The sequence below is a fragment of the Campylobacter sp. JMF_06 NA1 genome (genome assembly GCF_027737785.1).
GTDB lineage: Bacteria > Campylobacterota > Campylobacteria > Campylobacterales > Campylobacteraceae > Campylobacter_B.
This window is the reverse complement of the sequence record NZ_JAOVUA010000001.1, coordinates 335,939-353,859: the sequence shown is the minus strand read 5'-3', so window position 1 is coordinate 353,859 and position 17,921 is coordinate 335,939. Positions and strand designations below refer to the sequence as shown.

Here is a 17,921-nt window from a genome sequence, read left to right as displayed (position 1 = left end):
TTAAAATTTTGCTTTTATGATATTGCGCCCAAAATTTTGCTTTTAAGTGTCATTGCGAGCCCGCTTTGCGGGCGTGGCAATCTACAAAATCCAAATCACTAACCGCCATAATGGCAAAATTCTAAAATTCAAAATTTCGCGAAATTCTGCCATTTACTCTACTTTTAATTTTAGCTTTGTAGATTGCTTTGTCAATGCTTCGCATTTCCTCGCAATGACACTTAAAGACGAAATTTCGGCGCAGTATTTAAAATTTGCGAAGCGGAAATTTTGGAGTTTAACGATTTCGCAAATTTCGCCTAAGTTTTGCTTTTGGGCGAAATTTCGCCTATTTTATCACCTCTTTCATCTCTTTTATCGCATTTTCAAGCCCTACGAAAATCGCGCGCGAAATGATACTTTGACCGATATTTACGAGCGAAATTTCGCTGTTTTTCACCAGCGCAGAGACATTTTGGTAGTTCAGACCACCGCCAGCAGTTACATTCATACCTAGTCCCTTGGCATACGCGCTCATGTGGCGAAGCTTGGAGATTTCATCTTTTAACATCGATTTTAGCGTATCAAGCGGGAGATTATACGCCTTTATCGCATGTGGCGTAAAAGCCAAATTTGACCTAATCGTCGCAAACAGCGCAGAGTATGTGCCGGTGCGAAGCTCGATCGAGCGGACATTAAAATCATTTGCCATGTCGATTACTTCGCGCACAGGCTCGATAAACAGCCCCACACGCACGCCTGAGTGTTGCAAAAACTCGATATCGCTCGCGATTTGCTCAGAGTGCAGATTTAGCCCACAATCCTCGCCAGAGTGCGGCACTAGCGTGATACGATATGGCTTAGCCTTGACCAAAATCTCCAAAAGTTCGCTCCCACCGCTACACTCGACATTTACAGGCACCTTTGAGTGGCGCACGATATCGGCGATATCATCTTCGTTGATATGGCGTCGATCCTCGTGCAAACGAAGCGTGATTTGATTTGCACCCGCGCTGATTGCGGTGTATGCCGCCATCAAGATATCAGGGTCGTTCATCGCCCGTGCCTCGCGCAGAACCGCGACATGATCGATATTTACTCCAAGTAGCATTTTAACTCCTAAGAAAATTTTCGCTATTATAACCAAAAAAGGTAAGGAGAAATTTATGGTTTTAGGCTTTGATTTAGGCTCGAATACACTGCGCGCATGCGTGATGAAGCGCGCTGGGGTGGGCTTTGAGATAGTTAAATCTAGCGAGCGCATAGTCGGCTCGGCTAGGGGATTAGTGGCAAACAAACCTTTGCAAAATGACGCCAAAGAGCGCATTTTGCGGGCTTTGGGCGAAATTTTAGAAGAACTTTCGGATTTGATTTATGAGCGAAATTTGGATTTTGAAAATACTTGCGCGCGAAATTTGGGTTTTGAAAATACTTGTGCGCAAAATTTTAAAAATGCCAAATTTAGCCTACCTTACGCCGCTGTGGCGACGGAAGCCTTTCGAGTCGCCAGCGATAGCGTAGAATTTTTCGAAAAACTTTACAAAGAATTTTGCGTAAAATTTAATATAATCGACGGCGAAACAGAGACAAATTTGACCAGGCTCGGTATCGAAAACAGACTTCAAATTTTGGGTATCAAAGCGCAAAATGCCGTCAGTATCGACCTTGGCGGAGCTAGCACAGAGATAAGCAGTGCCGAATTTGGACAAAGCTTTAAATTTGGCATTGTGAGATTTTGCAATGAAAATCCTGGAATTTTACAAAATTTTAGTTACGCCAAATTTAGCCAAATCGCAAACGAGCAGACAAGAAGCGCAAGGGAGTTTTTGCGCAGTTTAGGCGCAGGAAAAATCGTGCTCACAAGCGGTGTGCCAACCACGATAAGCGCCCTTAAATTGGGAATTTGTGCCAAAGATTACGACGCAGGCAAAATCAATGGAAGCGTTTTGAGATTTAGCGATTTTGCTGGGGCGATAGAGCAAATTTTGAAATTCTCAAAGCGCGAAGCCGATGAGGCAATGGGCGAAAATAGGGCGGAGGTTATCGTGGCTGGGGCGCTACTTTTAGAGGCGATTTTGAGCGATTTTAGCGGTAGTGGCGCAGATTTTATCGTCGTTGATGATGGATTACGAGAGGGCGTGTGTATAAATTTAATGCAAAATTTGGCGAAGCCGTAATAAAAAATAAAATCAGCTAAATTTAGAAAAACGCAGTTTTTCTAAATTTAGCCACTTCTAAGGTTTTACAGGGGAAATTCGCACGGAGCAAAAGGCGCGAACAGTGCTTTTGCGTGCGAATTAAATGCAAGGGGGAGGGTAGCGTCTCCAAAACCAGCGTAGCGGTGCGAGGCGGAAGCCGAAGCAGGTTTCCCCAGAGCGCAACGCGCGAAGCAGAGCAAACAAGCGCGCCCTCCCCCTTACGGAGAATTTCACGGCGCAGGTTAAATTCAAAAAATCGTTCAATGCTAAATTTAGGTTAAATTTTACTTCAAATTTTTACTATAAAACAGTATCATACCCAAATTTTATCAAGGAGAAAAAATGGTAAGAGAGCAAATTTTAGAAGATATCAAAACCGCTATGAAATCCGGTGATGCGGTGCGCAGAGACGCTTTGCGTATGCTAAATTCTACGCTTAAACAAATTGAGGTCGATGAGAGAATTACGCTAAGCGATGAGAGGGTTTTTAGCGTTTTGCAAACCGAAATCAAGCGCAGAAACGAAAGCGCGGCACAATACAAAGCTGGCGGGCGCGATGATTTGGCGCAAAAAGAGCTTGGCGAGGCTGAAATTATCGGCGCGTATCTGCCAAAACAGCTTAGCAATGACGAGCTTAGCGTGGCTTTGAGCGCACTGCTTGGCGAACTTGGCGCAAACTCTGCCAAAGATATGGGGCGCGTAATGAAAGCCGCAAAAGAAAAATTCGGCGCCAGTGTCGATGGCAAACGCCTAAGCGAAGCGGTAAAATCGGCTTTAAACTAAAATTTAAAATTCGCAATTTAGGCTAAAATTTAAGCAAAATTTTAGCCTAAAACTATTGACAAAAAATCAAATTTTGCATATAATCTAGCACTCAAAGATACAGAGTGACAACTTTTAGAAAATCAAAACTAATTTAGAAAGGACGAAAATGAATTTTCAACCACTTGGAAAACGCGTTTTAATCGAGCGCGAGGAAGAGACCAAAACCACAGCTAGCGGTATCATTATCCCAGATAACGCTTCAAAAGAGAAGCCATCAACTGGCAAAATCGTGGCTGTCGGCACAGAGTGCGATAGCGTAAAACTTGGCGATGTTGTAGCGTTTGCAAAATACGCTGGCGCGGATATCACAATAGATGATAAGAAATATCTTATCTTAAATTTAGAAGATGTTTTAGGAATACTTAAATAAAAGGAATCAAAATGGCAAAAGAAATTTTTTTCTCAGACGAAGCTAGAAACAAACTTTACTCAGGCGTAAAAAAACTAAACGACGCAGTTAAGGTCACAATGGGACCAAGAGGCAGAAATGTGCTTATCCAAAAAAGCTTTGGCGCACCTGCTATCACAAAAGACGGCGTAAGCGTAGCAAAAGAGATCGAGCTTAAAGACACTCTCGAAAATATGGGCGCAAGCTTGGTTAGAGAGGTCGCAAGCAAAACTAACGACGAGGCAGGCGATGGCACAACTACTGCGACCGTGCTAGCTCACGCGATTTTCAAAGAGGGCTTACGCAATGTAACAGCTGGCGCAAATCCTATCGAAGTAAAACGCGGTATGGATAAATTTAGCGCAGCCGTAATCGAAGAGCTAAAAAAATCTGCAAAAGCAGTAAGTGGCAAAAAAGAGATTGCCCAAGTCGCTACAATCTCAGCTAACAACGATGAGAGCGTGGGTGATTTGATTTCTGAGGCTATGGAAAAGGTCGGCAAAGACGGCGTAATCACAGTCGAAGAAGCAAAATCAATCAACGACGAGCTAAATGTGGTCGAGGGTATGCAGTTCGACAGAGGCTATCTAAGCCCATATTTCATCACAAACCCTGAAAAAATGCTAGTGGAGCTTAGCTCGCCGCTAATTTTACTTTTCGATAAAAAAATCACAAATTTAAAAGATTTGCTTCCGGTTTTAGAGCAAGTTCAAAAAACAGGCAAACCACTTCTAATCATCGCAGAGGATATCGAGGGTGAAGCACTTGCGACTTTGGTCGTAAATAAACTTCGTGGCGTGCTAAACATTTCAGCCGTAAAAGCCCCTGGATTTGGCGATAGAAGAAAGGCAATGCTAGAAGATATCGCTATCCTTACAGGCGGAACAGTCGTAAGCGAAGAGCTAGGCAGAACGCTAGAAAGCGCAAATATGGCTGATCTTGGTCAGGCTGAGCGTATCGTAATCGACAAAGACAACACTACAATCGTAAATGGTGTAGGCGAAAAAAGTGCAATCGACGCTAGAATCGCGCAAATCAAAGCTCAAATTTTAGAGACAACAAGCGATTATGATAAAGAAAAATTGCAAGAACGCCTTGCAAAACTAAGCGGTGGCGTAGCTGTAATCAAAGTAGGCGCAGCAACCGAAACAGAGATGAAAGAGAAAAAAGATCGTGTCGATGACGCACTAAATGCAACAAAAGCGGCTGTCGAGGAAGGTATCGTAATCGGCGGTGGCGCTGCGCTAATCAAAGCTAGCAAAAATGTCAGCCTAGATTTAAGTGGCGATCAAAAAATCGGCGCAGATATCGTCAAACGAGCTCTCTATGCTCCACTTCGCCAAATCGTAGAAAACGCTGGATATGACGCAGGCGTAATCGCAAACGCAGTCGAAAACGCAAGCGATGAGGCGCAAGGCTTCAACGCTGCAAGTGGCGAATTTACAAATATGTATAGCGCTGGAATCATCGATCCGCTAAAAGTAGAGCGTGTAGCTTTGCAAAATGCGGTTTCAGTCGCTAGCATGCTACTAACCACAGAAGCGACAGTCAGCGAAATCAAAGAGGACAAACCAGCTCTTCCTCCAATGCCAGATATGGGTGGCATGGGCGGTATGGGCGGCATGATGTAAGCTTGCCTAGCGCAAATTTAAGAGGCAAATTTAAGAGGGAATTGCCCCTCTTAAATTTGCAAAAATTTATTCTATTTCTCGCTATAATCTTATTAAATTTTTAATTCTTTTTTTGTAAAATCAAGGCTTTTTAAAAGGAGAAAATATGAGAAGTCAAATTTTAAATTCCTTTGTTATTTTTGCCGTTTGTTTAGGGCTAGCAGGGTGTGCCCAAAACAAGCCAAAACCGCGCGTGGAGCCATATCCGATAGTCAAAGACAGCTCCAAACAACCGCCTAAAAAAACAAAAAGAATTAAGAAAAAACAAAACGCCTCCAAACAAGATAGCGCAAAAAAACCTATCGCGCAAAATTCAGAGAAGCGTTGGGTTGTGGATATCGACTCTCTAAAAAGAGAAGAACCGCCAGCTACGGAAAAAAAGCCAAAGGTGGATAATGGCACTCCTCGCAAATACACTGTCCCGATAGAGTAAATTTAGGCTAAGCTATGAAACGAGTAGAGCGAGTAGAGCAGATGAGCGAGATTTTAGCAAAAGTGCAAAAGTGCCTAGACACATTTGAACTCGCCCTTGATGAGTATAAAAATTCGCAAAAACTTATCAAAAAACTTAGCAAATATTATTCTAGTAAAATTTGGCTAAGTGATTACGAGGCCGATGAGAGCGGTAAAATACCGCGCGAAATAGGTGAGGGCGAGAGCTTTCGTGCGATCAATCGCGGTGCGCTAAGCGAGGATGGGATTTACAACGCTATTTGGCTAAACAAACGCCTAGCGCGCGATATGAAAAAATTATCAAATTTGATTTGTAAGGAATAAAAATGAACAAAAAATATGTTTTTATCTTGGTTTTGCTAGCGCTCTGCGCTGTGGGAGCACTTTTGGGCGTGGCTAAAAAAGACGAGCTTAAATGCTACGCAAAAGATGCTCAAAGCTGCCTAAATGTCGGTATGAAATACTTCGAAAACAGCCACGACCCAGTAGCGCAAAAGTATTTCAAAAAATCTTGTGATTTAAAAAGCGCGTATGCGTGCTACAATCTAGGCGTTATGTTTGACAACGGCTTTGGCGTGGCTAAAATGGAGCCAGAGGCGATTAGGTATTATACCAAGGCCTGCGATAGTGGCTACGCCCCAGCATGTGTAAATTTAAGCTACATTTACTACGACAGCTCAGTTTATAGCAACACAACCCAAGCTATCGAATTAGCCAAAAAAGCCTGCGATTTAGGCGAGGGAAGCGGGTGCTATAATCTAGGCTTTTATTATCTAAAAGGCAACGCATACCGCCAAAACATACCAGAGGCCATAGCTAGCTACGAAAAAGCCTGCGATCTAAACTACTCCCCAGCGTGCGGACTAATCGGAAATATGTTTGCCAAAGGCGAGTATTTGCAACAAAACAATAAAAAAGCCATAGCTTTTCACCAAAAAGCCTGCTCTCTTGGCAACGAAAAAAGCTGCGCACTCTTTAAAAAACAATAAATTTATCTAAATTTTCTGGCGTTAAATTTGCAAATTTAACGCCAAATTTATCTTTTAAATTTCACTACTTCGCTTAAATTTTCTTCGAGTTTGATTGTATTTTGCATGCCAAAATTTGATGATTTTATCGCGTCAATGCGCTTTTGCAAAAGCGGGTGCGATTCAAAAAGATTGATGAAGGTATCGCTATCACCAAGCTTTTTTGCACTAGCGAAAAACTCATCTGCACCGCCAATGTGCCCATAAGCGCAGTTTAAAATCCTAAGCGCCTCATTATCGGCGGCGGCTTCTTGCGAGCGCGAGTATTTGCCAGCAATCGCTCCGCCTAAAATTTGGCTTAGTCTCTCATCGCTAAAACCGAACAAAATCGCCATTACAGCGCCATTTCCTAAACCTTTTATGTGATCGCGGTGCTTAAAATGCGCTAGCTCGTGGGCTAAAACAAAGGCTAGCCCATTTTCGCTTTTAATATGCGAAAAAAGCCCGGTATTAACCGTGAGTGCGCCATTTAGGGCTGCGCTTGCGTTTGGGATTTCGCTTTCGTTTATCACGATAAAATATTCGTTTTTGACCTTGGCGCATGAATTTAGCCGTGAGGTTAGGGTGCGGATTTGTCTGACAAGCCTCTCGTGTTTTGGCTCGATTACACGCTCACTTTCACTGGCTTTGAAAATTTTATACTCTTTGCCCTCTGGGATAAATTTTACAGCCGCGCCCACGAAAATATTTAGCGCGAAAAACGCGCACGCGATAACTGCGACAAGCCCCACGCCAAGGGCTAGGAAATTTATAGCGTGATTTTCTTTGGAATAATTTTGCTCGCCCTCGTTTTGCGAGGGAATAAATTTAGCCATTGAGTGTTGCCTGTTTTGGCTTTTTGGCGTAATAAATCGCCGTAGCGTAAGCTAGGATTTCCACGCTTCCGACATTTTTCGTGGTTTGATTTATCGAGCTTGTTTCTATGCGCAAATTTATAATCTCGTCCGCACCCAAGGCCTTTTCTTTTAGCCTAATCACAGCCTCGCGTCTAGCGCGGTCTAGCAGGCTTTCATACGGCACGACATCGCCACCGAAAAAATTTATCACGCTAGCGTAAATTCGCTTGAAATAATCAATACTTATAACCACATTTCCGCTTACAAATCTCACCCTTTCGATTTTGCCAGAATTTAGCAATGGGTGTTTTGAGTTTGTGGTGGGTATGTGTAAAAACAGAGCCTCTTTTTTGCGAATTCTAGCGAAATGGCGCACCTCAGCTTGCTTGCCAAAGATATATCCAACCCCAAGCAAAATGAGAAATATTATAATATCGCTCATAGCTTACCTTGCCAAAACTGCCGTGCCATAGACATAAATTTCGCTCGCACCAGCCGCAACCGAGCTAGTGGAAAATCGCAAATTTACAATCGCATTTGCCCCCATGGCTCTGGCCTGCGCGCACATACGCTCGATCGCTTGTTCGCGCGATTCTTCGAGTAGCTCGGTATAGCCTACTAGCTCGCCACCTACGATATTTTTCAGGCTCGCCATGATATCGCGTCCGAAGTGTTTAGCTCTGACCGTGCTTCCACTCACCACGCCGAAAACCTGCTCAATCTCTTTTCCGGGGATCGTCTCTGTATTTACCAAAGTCATCATAAGTGAATTTTTAAAATTTGCCATATTTTCTCCCAAATTTTACAAAATTTGCGAAATTTTAAATTTCGCAAATTTAGCTTATTTATAGTTTTTCACAAATTCTGCTATGCGCGCGATTCCCTCTTTTATCTCGTCCATTGAGCAAGCATAACTAATCCTAAAATGCTCGTCCATACCAAATCCCACGCCCGGCACGGTCGCTACAAGTGCCTCATCTAGCAGTTTTGTGCAAAATTTCATGCTATCTTTTTCTACGCCCCCGCAGTTGATAAATAAATAAAACGCGCCATCAGGTTTGACTACACTAAGACCCTCTATCGCATTTATCGCATCTACGGCGTAATCACGGCGTTTTTGATACTCTTTATTCATCATAGCGATATATTCATCGGCCTTGCCTTCTAGCACAGCCACGGCACCTGCTTGGACTATGCTTGAAATATTGCTTGTGCTTTGGCTTTGAAGTTTTTTCATAGCTTTGTTTAGCTCGTCGTTCGCACACGCTGTATAGCCAAATCTCCACCCAGGCATTGCACCACATTTGCTAAGGCCATTTACGGTGATAGTGCGATTAAACATATCCTCGCTGATACTAGCACAAGCTACAAATTCTTTATCAAAAATGATTTTTTCGTAAATTTCATCTGCGATTACGGCGATATCTGTGCCTTTTAGCACCTCAGCAATCGCTACTAACTCATCTTTGCTATACACAGCTCCTGCTGGATTTGACGGAGAGCAAAGGCTAAGCGCTTTCGTGCGTGGCGTGATAGCTGCTTTTAATTCATCTGCTGTGATTTTGTATTTATTTTCTGGTTTTGTGTCGATTATGACAGGTTTGCCACCGCAAAATTTGACAATCTCAGGATATGTTACCCAAAATGGCGCTGGCACGATAACCTCGTCGCCATCATCTATCAAACATGAAAAAATATTAAAAAGCGAGTGTTTTGCCCCTACATTTGTGATGATTTGGCTAGGTTTGTAATCTAGACCATTATCTCGTTTTAGTTTTAGTGCGACTGCGTTTAGAATTTCAGCTGTGCCTGGGATTGGTGTGTATTTGCCGCAGCCCTTAGCCATAGCCTCTATTACGGCATTTTTCGCCGCTTCGGCAGTATCGAAATCAGGCTCGCCTGCGCTAAAAATAATCACATCTTTTCCACTAGCTTTAAGCTCTTTTGCGCGTGTGCTAATGGCGATTGTTAGGCTTTCGCTTAGTCTGTTTATGCGTGAAGCAAGTTTCATTTTTTCTCCTTTTGGTGTGTTTTTAAACAATCATAAATCATCTCTTTGACGCTAAATGCGGTGCCCTCGTCGATATTGTAGATATCATCTACCTTGCACTCGCTTTCGTTGCAACTTGTTTTATAAACTATATTTGTATCTTTGTAACCCTTGCATTTAAGGCTAGCTTTGACATCGCCAAATTCGCTTATTTCAAATTCAGATTTCATATCATTGCATAAATCATCTTGTCCAGCCTGCCTAGGGTCGAAATCCAAGCACCCAAGCTCGCCGTCGCCTGCAAATTCTTCATCTTGTAAAAGCGAAATTTTGAAGGAATTCGTGCAGTATTTATCACAAATTTCTTTAAAGCCTCCTTGATTTTGGTAGAAATTTTTCACTACCGAAATTTTAAGTTCATCAAAGCTTCCAGCGTTTAACGCACCGCAAATTCCAAACAAAATCAAAATTTTTCTCATTATTCCCCCTGTTATTTGAGTGATTTTAGATAGTTTTCATACTCTTGGTTGATCTCTTTTTCTTTGTCGCAGAGATTTTTATCGCCATTTTGTATGCAATCTTCTAAAATTTCAATTCGTTTGATTAGATATTTCATCAGCTCTTTGTTGATATCTGGGAGTTTGTTATGCGCTAGCGGATCGCTATCGCACTCGCCTAAAATCCTAGCTGGCACGCCCACGGCTGTGGAGTTTGCGGGGACATCTTTTATCACGACAGAATTTGCGCCGATTTTAGAGTGCGCTCCGATTGTGATATTGCCTAAAATTTTCGCCCCAGCTCCCACGACTACGCCGTTTTCTAGGGTAGGGTGTCGTTTGCCCTTTTCCAAGCTAACGCCACCTAGGGTTACATTTTGATAAATCAAACAATTATCGCCGACAATCGCCGTCTCACCGATGACCAAACCAGCCGCATGGTCAAAAAACACGCCACTGCCGATTTTCGCCCCTGGGTTGATATCCACGGCGGTGATTAAGCGCGTAATGCCTGAGATTATGCGCGCGATAAGGCGAAATTTGCGCTCATAAAACCAGTGCGCGAAACGATAATTTATCAGCGCCCACACACCCGGATAGCAAAAAATCACCTCAAATACGCTATTGCACGCCGGATCTTGGCGAGACGGCTCGGTAAAATCGTGTTTTATAGTTTGCCAAAAAGTCATAATCCCGCCTTATTGGATAGTTTTTAAATAGCTATTATCATTTAGGAACAAATACAGCTCGCCTAGGACATGCTTTTTCTCTTTTTCTGAAAGCAATGGTGAGTTTGCGATTCGTTCATTTAGGCTCTCTCTGATATCGACTACATCATAATCCATATCATCTAAGATATCAATGACAGATTGCGACTCGATAAAATCCGTAATCTCAAATCCGCCGTCTTTTAAAATCACGGTTGCCTCATTTGGGTGAGCGAAGAGGTTGTGATTCATACCAAGCACCTCTTGATACGCCCCGACTAAGAAAAATCCGAGAAAATACTCTTCTTCTTCCGGGTCGATATCGTGCAAAAACAAAGGATTATGCTCTTTATCAAATGTAATCTCGCCGTCGCTATCGCAGGTGATATCCCACAGCGTAGCTGAAAGCGTAGCGCGCTCGTCGAGGTGTTCGAGTGGCATGACTGGAAAATGCTGTTTAATGCCCCAAAAATCAGGCAAGGATTGGAAAAGCGAGAAATTTACCAAATACCGCTCTTGCGCGTTTCCGAGTGAATTTAAGAAATTTCCATACTCTTGCTTATTTCCCAAAAGCGCATAAGCCTTGCGCACGACTAGATGCACCAAAATTTCGCCATTTGAGCGATCCGTGAGATCTACATAGCCCAAATCAAAGAGCGTCAGCACGCTCTCCATGTGCGCCATAGCGTCATGCAGGTATTCAAGGGCGTTTGAGGGTTTTAACGAAGTGTAAAGATCGTAAAGCTCGGTGATGACTGGCGGATTTTCCTTTTTCAAAGCCAGTTTAGCCTCTGTGTATTCTTGGGTAAAAAGCTCCAAAACAGGCGCGACCAGCACAGCGTGGCTAGCTGCGACATAACGGCCGCTTTCTATGAAAATATTTGGCTCGATCTCGTTTTTATCCTGCGCGATCGATTTTAAAAGAAAAACGACATCGTTTGCGTATTCTTTGAGAGTGTAATTTCTGCTGAAATTTTCCTTCACTTGCGAGTATTCTATCGCCAAACCACCGCCTAAATTTATCGAATTTAGATTTTTAGCACCCATTTTGCGAAGTTCGGCGTAGATGTTTCCAGCCTCGACTAACGCCTTTTTGAGCGGGTGAATTTCGGTGATTTGCGAACCGATATGGAAATGAATCATCGTAAATTGCTCGATTAGATTATTTTTTTTGAGCAAATTTACAGCCTCAATTAGCTCGGTCGAAGTAAGGCCAAATTTGGAGTTTATTCCGCCACTTTTGACCCAAATTCCGCTACCTGAATTATGAAGCCTTATGCGAAGCCCGATAAATGGCTTTGGCGCAAAGCGTTCTTTGGCGGTTTCGATTATGGTTTTTAGCTCGTTTAGCCCCTCGATTGTAAGCGTGATATTATGCCCCATCTCAGCGGCGATAAAGCCGATATTGATAAGCTCTTTATCCTTAAAGCCATTTACGGTGATTGGCGCGTTGTCGTTGTTATACGCCATGGCTAAAAGCAGTTCTGGCTTAGATCCAGCCTCTAAGCCATACCCGTAAGGCTTGCCGATTTCGACTAAATTTTTTACAAATCCCGGAAATTGATTTACTTTGAGCGGATAGACGGCGTTGAATTTGCCCTTGTAGTCAAATTCTTTTATCGCGCGGTTGAAATTCGAGTAAATTTCGACAATTTGTTTTTTGATAAGGTGCGGAAAACGAAGCAAAATAGGGCCTCTAATGCCGTCAGCCCTGATTTCTTTAACCATATCGACAAGAGGCTGTTTGAAGTCAGAATTCACGCACAACTTGCCAGAATCAATGACGAAATTTGAATTTCCCCAAATATTTAGTCCATAATCGTTCATACTCTATCCTTAAAAAAATCTTCGATTTCGTTAAATTTAACCATGTCTTGGCTTTTATCCTCTAAATTTTTGCACCATACGCTAGCGTTTTTAAACTCATCTTCGCCGATACATAGGCAAAATTTAGCCATTTTTGAATCTGCGCTTTTTAGGTGTTTTTGCAAATTTTTTGGCTCGTATGCGATATGAGTTTTGGTGATTGCGCGCAGTTTTTGTCCGATAGCAAACGCACAAGACACGATTGCCTCGTCCATTGCGCCGATGTAAATTCCGCTGCGAGAGCTAGGGGCTTCTTTTAATTTTAAAATTTCGATTAGCCTTTCAATTCCTATCGCAAAACCCACGCCAAATGTGCTTTTGCCACCCAAAAACTCTACTAGTCTATCGTATCTGCCGCCACCACCGACTGCGCTTTGTGCGCCAAGCTCACTGCTGACGAACTCAAATGCGGTTTTGCAGTAATAATCAAGCCCTCTAACCAATCGTTTGTCGATTTCGAAATTTAGCCCATTTGCAAGCAAAATTTCTTGTAATTTTTCAAATTCGCTTTTGCACTCACCGCTTAGATTATCCGTGATTAGCGGGGCAGTGGCAAGCTCGCTTTGGCAGGCTTCGTTTTTGCAATCAAGCACGCGGATTGGGTTTGTGATAATGCGCCTTTTGCAATCCTCGCAAAGCCTATCCTCGCGCTCATTTAAAAATTTGATTAGTTTGTTTTTATACTCTGGCATGCACGAGCTATCGCCTAGGGAGTTTAGTTTGAGCGTGGTTTTCACGCCTAGTTTGCGCAAAATTTCAGCTAGCAACAAAATCACACTCGCGTCCTCATACACGCTTCCCTCGCCAAAACACTCTACGCCAAATTGGTGAAATTCGCGTAGTCTGCCTCGTTGCGGGCGCTCGTAGCGAAACATCGAGCCGGTGTAGTAAAATTTGCGCACGCCACCAGCCTTGTCAAATTTATTCTCGATAAATGAGCGAACGACCCCAGCCGTGCCCTCTGGGCGCAAGCAGACGCTATCGCCACTTTTGTCACTAAACTCATACATTTCCTTACCAACTATATCGCTACTCTCGCCCACGCTTCGGCGAAATAGGGCAGTTTGTTCGAGTTTTGGGGTTTCGATTAGTTCAAATCCATAATTCCTCGCCACGCTTTCACACACACGCACGATTTTTGCGAAAAGTTCGGCTTCATAGCCCATTAGGTCGTTCATACCACGCAGTGCTTTAATCATCTATAAATTCCTTTATTTTTTTTGTTATTTTATCAATATCATCGTTTGCATTAACGATTAAAAAATTTAATTTTAGCTTTTGTAAGGTAAATTTTATCTTTTCTTGCACCCTAAGCAGATACTCCACGCCACGAAGCTCGATTTTATCGTATCCCGCGCGAGTATTTAGCCTAGAAATCAAATCATCTTTGCTAATCTCAAAAAATACAAATTTACCATAAATTTCGCCACCAAGCGCGATTTTATTTAGCATTACAAGCTCGTCAAATTTAGCGTTTTCATCGTTTGCTAGGGCGTAAGCGATACCTGAGATGAAGCTTCTATCGCTTAGGATTAGATTGTGCGAATTTGGCAAAACAACCTTCTCGTGGTGCTCAGCGCGATCAGCTAAAAACAAAAACATCTCAGCAGTTTTTGAGATACTTCCGCAAATTTGACCTAAATTTATGTGGTTGTCGCCGTTAAATTTGAAATTTTCGTTTAAAATTATACTACGCAAAATTTCGCCAAACCTTGTAGCGCCCGGTTCTTTGGTAACTATCGCACCAGGATAAATTTCAGCTAGGCGCGATATTTGCGTGCTTTTGCCAACTCCGTCAATCCCTTCGAAGGCTACAAACATCAATTTTCCTTTTTAAGCAGTGGCAAAATTTGCTTTGGCACAAACTGCGAAACATCGCCGTCGTGGCGCAGTATCGTGCGAACCATAGAACTCGAAATAAAGGCGTTTTTCAGGCTCGGCATCAAAAACACACTCTCAAATTTATCCCATAGCGATGTGTTTGTGTAACTAAGTTGTAATTCGTATTCGAAATCGCTCACCGCGCGCAGTCCCCTAATGCAAAAATTCGTGCCATGGGATTTGGCGAAATCGACTAGCAGGTTCGAAAACGGCTCGACTTTGACATTTTTTAGATCGCTAAGGGCAAGCCTTGTCATCTCCAAGCGCTTTTCTAGCGAAAAACAAGGGCTTTTGCTCTCGCTAAGTGCAATTGCGACGATGACCTCGTCAAAAAGCCCAAGGGCGCGTTTGATTACATCTAAATGACCATTTGTGATAGGATCAAAAGTACCGGGATAGATACATTTTCTCATTTTTGCCACCTTTTAAAGAGATTGTTTGCCACGCCCATAGCGTCGCACCATTTGCCGATTATGAAATTTTGCATATCTTCTAAATTTTTCGCACCGCTATAACCGCCGATAATGGGCGGAGCGATGATGACGCCGAGATTTGCTAACTCGCTCATTGAACGAAGCGAAATAGGCGAAAAAGGCATTTCGCGCACGCCAAGGATTAGTTTTTTGCGCTCTTTTAGCGCGACGGCTGCTGCGCGAGTGCTAAGAGTATCGGCAATACCTGCGTGAATTTTCGCTAGTGAGTTGATAGAGCAGGGGGCAAAAATCGTAGCGTCTATACCAAACGAACCAGACGCCACACTCGCGCCAATATCGCTATCATCGAAGAATTTCACAGCTTGATTTTCGCTAATGAAATTTGCAAAATTTATATTATTTTCGGATTTTAAGACGATTTTTGCATTTTTGCTTATGATTGCGTAAATTTCGTTTGGCGTGGTCGATAAAAATTTGATTAAATTTAACCCAATTTCGCAAAAACTAGCACCGCTTACACAAACTAGGATTTTCATAAGCAAACTTTTTGATTTGGATTTAAAAAAGTGGAGCGGGAAACGAGAGTCGAACTCGCGACATCAACCATGGCAAGGTTGCGCTCTACCACTGAGCTATTCCCGCACGAAGTAAAAAAGAACTTGGATTTTAGCAAAAAATTTTTCATTTGTCAATACTTTCTAAAAAATCTAATCATTATAGGGCTATCATCGCCAATATCGCTTAGTGCAATAGAGTTAAATTTCAATAAAGGCATTATCATAAACGAGCCGAATTTATCGCATTTTGCCTCAAATTTGCCACCTGCAAAATCGCCGAAAATTACATTTTCTCGTTTTGGATTGCATTTTATTTGCTCTTCCAAAAAAGCTTCAAAGCTTTCACTCATACAATCAAATTTTCCGCCTAAATAGCGCAAAATAGGGAGCATGAAAAGTAGCGATACAATGTAGGCTGCCATTGGATTTCCAGGTAGGACGAAAAAGAACTTCTCGCCTTTTTTAAAGCATTTTGTAGGCTTTCCGCCAGGTTTTAAATTTATCCCGTTTAGGATATTTTCAAATCCAAGCCTGGTTAAGACCTTTTCCATAAAATCAGCCTCCCCGACGCTAGCTCCGCCACTTGTGATAACCACATCGTAACTTTCATAAGCTTTTTTCAAAGTATCCAAAACCACATTATACTCATCTTTTATAATGCCCAAATTTTCGCACTCAAAGCCATTTTGTAAAAGCAAAGCGCAAATTCCTGCCGAGTTCGCATCATAAATGCTAAAATCATCCGCCCTCTCGCCAACCTTCAAAAGCTCGTCTCCGCTCGAAAATAGGGCGATTTTTGGCCTTGCAAACACTTCAATCTCACCCACGCCTTGGCTAGCTAAAAGCATAATCTCAGGCGGGGTTAGGGCTTTGCCTTTTTTTATTAGCACTTCGCCCACGCTAAATTCTTCGCCCGCTTTTCTATGTCCGTCGCCAAATTTAGGATTTTTTGGCATTTTTAGTTTTTCACCCACAAACTGGGCGTCTTCTAGGCGGATTACGGAATTTGCGCCCTTTGGGAAGGGTGCGCCTGTCATTATTTTTTGCGCTTGATTAGCTTTGATTTCATAAATTTGCTTAGCCCCTGCAAAAATAACAGGCTCTACGATTTCTAAACTCTCTCCCACAAATTCGGCATTATAAGCATATCCGTCAAGCGCAGAATTGTCAAAAAGTGGCGAATTTCGCAAAGCTTTAAAATCCGTAGCTAAAATTCGTCCTAATGCAAAATTTAAGCTAACAAACTCACTTTTTAAATTTAAATCAATGCTAGAAATTACCGAATTTATCGCTTCATTTAGGCTTTTCACTCTTCAAGCCTTTTTATTTTTACACCAAGTTTTGCGAATTTTTCCTCTAATTTCTCATATCCGCGGTCTAAGTGATATATGCGATGCACGCGCGTAGTGCCACTTGCTGCAAGAGCCGCTAAAACAAGAGCTGAGCTAGCGCGCAAATCCGTCGCCATGACATCTGCGCCTGCGAGTTTGCCACCCTTGATTGTAGCGATATTGCCGTTTAGTTTGATATCTGCGCCCATGCGGTTTAGTTCGCTCACATGCATAAAGCGGTTTTCAAACAGCCTTTCCTCGACCGTGCTAGTGCCCTGCGCGACGCAGGTTAGCGCCATAAACTGAGCTTGCATATCGGTCGGAAAGCCCGGATATTCGGTAGTGATGATTTTGGTCGCTTTGATTTCGTCTGCTGGCAAAATGGTGATTTTAGAGTCGTTACCACTGCCTGAAATTTCAAATTTAAATCCCATATCCTCAAATTTCGCTAGCACAGCGCCCAAATGCGCAGGATTTACGCTTGTAACGCTGATTTTAGAATTTGTTATCGCCCCGGCGCATAGATATGTCCCAGCCTCGATACGATCGGGGATTACGGTGATTTCGTTGATATTTAAAAGTTCGCCCGCTGTGCCTGTGATTTTAAGCTCGTCAGTGCCGATTCCTTCGATTTTTACGCCGGCACTAGCTAGGGCTTCGCACACGGCCACGACCTCTGGTTCTTTGGCAGCGTTGATTATGCAAGTCTCCCCATGTGCTAACGCAGCCGCCATTACGACATTTTCGGTGCCTGTAACGGTGATTTTATCAAACGAAATATTCGCACCCTTTAATGCGCCCTCGCACACGACATAGCCTTCTTCGATTTTGACCTGCGCGCCCATTTTTTCGACTGCTTTTAGGTGCAAATCAATCGGCCTTGCCCCTATCGCACACCCGCCTGGCATGCTAACTTCTGCCTTGCCAAAACGCGCTAGCAATGGACCAAGAACTAAAATCGAAGCGCGCATTTTGCGCACGATGTCATAAACTGCCTTGGTTGAGTTTATCCCTCTTGGATCAATTACGGCGGTATGAGCGTCCAAATACTCGCATTTTGCGCCTAAATTTGCCAAAAGCTGGATTAGGGTTTTGATATCTGAAACATCTGGTAAATTTTTAATTGTAACTGGGTTTTTGGATAGTATAATTAGCGCGATTAGCGGTAGTGCCGCGTTTTTGGCGCCTGAGATTTTTATTTCGCCACTAAGCTTGGCTTTGCCTTTGATTTGTAAATAGTGCATTTTCTCTCCGTTTTGATTGCAAAAATTTCGCCGTGAT

The 17,921-nt window shown here is 42.9% G+C and carries 21 protein-coding genes and 1 tRNA gene; 7 read left to right on the top strand and 15 right to left on the bottom strand.

Annotation, left to right across the window (positions count from 1 at the left end):
• Positions 1-328 precede the first annotated feature (328 nt).
• On the bottom strand, positions 329-1,090 hold the full coding sequence (locus tag OFO07_RS01875) for a pyridoxine 5'-phosphate synthase (RefSeq protein WP_270858881.1): 762 nt from the start codon (positions 1,088-1,090) through the stop codon (positions 329-331).
• Positions 1,091-1,145: 55 nt separating this feature from the next.
• Between OFO07_RS01875 and OFO07_RS01870 the strand changes: the two genes are divergently transcribed.
• The 7 genes from OFO07_RS01870 to OFO07_RS01840 all read left to right on the top strand — a co-directional run bounded on the left by OFO07_RS01870 (position 1,146) and on the right by OFO07_RS01840 (position 6,502).
• Positions 1,146-2,156 carry a Ppx/GppA phosphatase family protein gene (locus OFO07_RS01870; protein ID WP_270870735.1) on the top strand — a complete coding sequence of 337 codons (1,011 nt, stop codon included), beginning with the start codon at positions 1,146-1,148 and terminating at the stop codon, positions 2,154-2,156.
• 363 nt (positions 2,157-2,519) lie between these two features.
• Positions 2,520-2,960: a GatB/YqeY domain-containing protein gene (locus OFO07_RS01865; RefSeq protein WP_270870734.1), complete on the top strand. Its 441-nt coding sequence runs from the start codon at positions 2,520-2,522 to the stop codon at positions 2,958-2,960.
• 148 nt (positions 2,961-3,108) lie between these two features.
• Positions 3,109-3,372, top strand: coding sequence for a co-chaperone GroES (gene groES / locus OFO07_RS01860; protein ID WP_270858878.1), 264 nt, complete (start codon positions 3,109-3,111; stop codon positions 3,370-3,372).
• A gap of 11 nt (positions 3,373-3,383) precedes the next feature.
• Positions 3,384-5,021: a chaperonin GroEL gene (gene groL / locus OFO07_RS01855; RefSeq protein WP_270861706.1), complete on the top strand. Its 1,638-nt coding sequence runs from the start codon at positions 3,384-3,386 to the stop codon at positions 5,019-5,021.
• A 145-nt stretch (positions 5,022-5,166) separates the two neighbouring features.
• Positions 5,167-5,493, top strand: a complete 327-nt coding sequence (locus tag OFO07_RS01850) for a hypothetical protein (RefSeq protein ID WP_270870733.1) — start codon at positions 5,167-5,169, stop codon at positions 5,491-5,493.
• A 14-nt stretch (positions 5,494-5,507) separates the two neighbouring features.
• On the top strand, positions 5,508-5,837 hold the full coding sequence (locus tag OFO07_RS01845) for a DUF4298 domain-containing protein (protein WP_270870732.1): 330 nt from the start codon (positions 5,508-5,510) through the stop codon (positions 5,835-5,837).
• 2 nt (positions 5,838-5,839) lie between these two features.
• The gene (locus tag OFO07_RS01840) at positions 5,840-6,502 is read left to right on the top strand and encodes a tetratricopeptide repeat protein (RefSeq protein ID WP_270870731.1); all 663 of its coding nucleotides are present in this window, start codon (positions 5,840-5,842) and stop codon (positions 6,500-6,502) included.
• 47 nt (positions 6,503-6,549) lie between these two features.
• On the opposite strand, the gene OFO07_RS01835 is transcribed toward OFO07_RS01840, so the two are convergent.
• The 14 genes from OFO07_RS01835 to murA all read right to left on the bottom strand — a co-directional run bounded on the left by OFO07_RS01835 (position 6,550) and on the right by murA (position 17,884).
• Positions 6,550-7,356, bottom strand: coding sequence for a M48 family metallopeptidase (locus OFO07_RS01835; protein ID WP_270870730.1), 807 nt, complete (start codon positions 7,354-7,356; stop codon positions 6,550-6,552).
• A complete protein-coding gene (locus tag OFO07_RS01830; protein WP_270870729.1) occupies positions 7,349-7,819 on the bottom strand; it encodes a YbjQ family protein in 471 nt (156 codons plus the stop codon). The genes OFO07_RS01835 and OFO07_RS01830 overlap by 8 nt, the downstream gene beginning before the upstream one ends.
• A 3-nt stretch (positions 7,820-7,822) precedes the next feature.
• Positions 7,823-8,164: a YbjQ family protein gene (locus OFO07_RS01825; RefSeq protein WP_270870728.1), complete on the bottom strand. Its 342-nt coding sequence runs from the start codon at positions 8,162-8,164 to the stop codon at positions 7,823-7,825.
• A 54-nt stretch (positions 8,165-8,218) separates the two neighbouring features.
• The gene (locus OFO07_RS01820) at positions 8,219-9,388 is read right to left on the bottom strand and encodes a pyridoxal phosphate-dependent aminotransferase (protein ID WP_270870727.1); all 1,170 of its coding nucleotides are present in this window, start codon (positions 9,386-9,388) and stop codon (positions 8,219-8,221) included.
• Positions 9,385-9,846, bottom strand: a complete 462-nt coding sequence (locus tag OFO07_RS01815) for a hypothetical protein (protein ID WP_270870726.1) — start codon at positions 9,844-9,846, stop codon at positions 9,385-9,387. The genes OFO07_RS01820 and OFO07_RS01815 overlap by 4 nt, the downstream gene beginning before the upstream one ends.
• A gap of 11 nt (positions 9,847-9,857) precedes the next feature.
• Complete coding sequence (gene cysE / locus OFO07_RS01810; RefSeq protein ID WP_270858868.1) at positions 9,858-10,553, bottom strand: serine O-acetyltransferase; 696 nt, start codon at positions 10,551-10,553, stop codon at positions 9,858-9,860.
• A 9-nt stretch (positions 10,554-10,562) separates the two neighbouring features.
• Positions 10,563-12,398 (bottom strand): biosynthetic arginine decarboxylase, encoded by a 1,836-nt coding sequence (speA, locus tag OFO07_RS01805; protein WP_270867924.1) that lies wholly within the window; start codon positions 12,396-12,398, stop codon positions 10,563-10,565.
• A complete protein-coding gene (gene hisS / locus OFO07_RS01800; RefSeq protein ID WP_270870725.1) occupies positions 12,395-13,636 on the bottom strand; it encodes a histidine--tRNA ligase in 1,242 nt (413 codons plus the stop codon). The genes speA and hisS overlap by 4 nt, the downstream gene beginning before the upstream one ends.
• The gene (gene tmk, locus OFO07_RS01795) at positions 13,629-14,258 is read right to left on the bottom strand and encodes a dTMP kinase (protein WP_270870724.1); all 630 of its coding nucleotides are present in this window, start codon (positions 14,256-14,258) and stop codon (positions 13,629-13,631) included. The genes hisS and tmk overlap by 8 nt, the downstream gene beginning before the upstream one ends.
• Positions 14,258-14,731 carry a pantetheine-phosphate adenylyltransferase gene (gene coaD, locus OFO07_RS01790; protein WP_270870723.1) on the bottom strand — a complete coding sequence of 158 codons (474 nt, stop codon included), beginning with the start codon at positions 14,729-14,731 and terminating at the stop codon, positions 14,258-14,260. The genes tmk and coaD overlap by 1 nt, the downstream gene beginning before the upstream one ends.
• Positions 14,728-15,288, bottom strand: a complete 561-nt coding sequence (locus OFO07_RS01785; RefSeq protein WP_270867927.1) for a UbiX family flavin prenyltransferase — start codon at positions 15,286-15,288, stop codon at positions 14,728-14,730. The genes coaD and OFO07_RS01785 overlap by 4 nt, the downstream gene beginning before the upstream one ends.
• Before the next feature lie 31 nt (positions 15,289-15,319).
• A tRNA-Gly gene (locus OFO07_RS01780) sits at positions 15,320-15,394 on the bottom strand.
• 46 nt (positions 15,395-15,440) lie between these two features.
• The gene (locus tag OFO07_RS01775) at positions 15,441-16,619 is read right to left on the bottom strand and encodes a molybdopterin molybdotransferase MoeA (RefSeq protein WP_270870722.1); all 1,179 of its coding nucleotides are present in this window, start codon (positions 16,617-16,619) and stop codon (positions 15,441-15,443) included.
• On the bottom strand, positions 16,616-17,884 hold the full coding sequence (gene murA / locus OFO07_RS01770) for a UDP-N-acetylglucosamine 1-carboxyvinyltransferase (RefSeq protein ID WP_270870721.1): 1,269 nt from the start codon (positions 17,882-17,884) through the stop codon (positions 16,616-16,618). The genes OFO07_RS01775 and murA overlap by 4 nt, the downstream gene beginning before the upstream one ends.
• Positions 17,885-17,921: the final 37 nt, after the last annotated feature.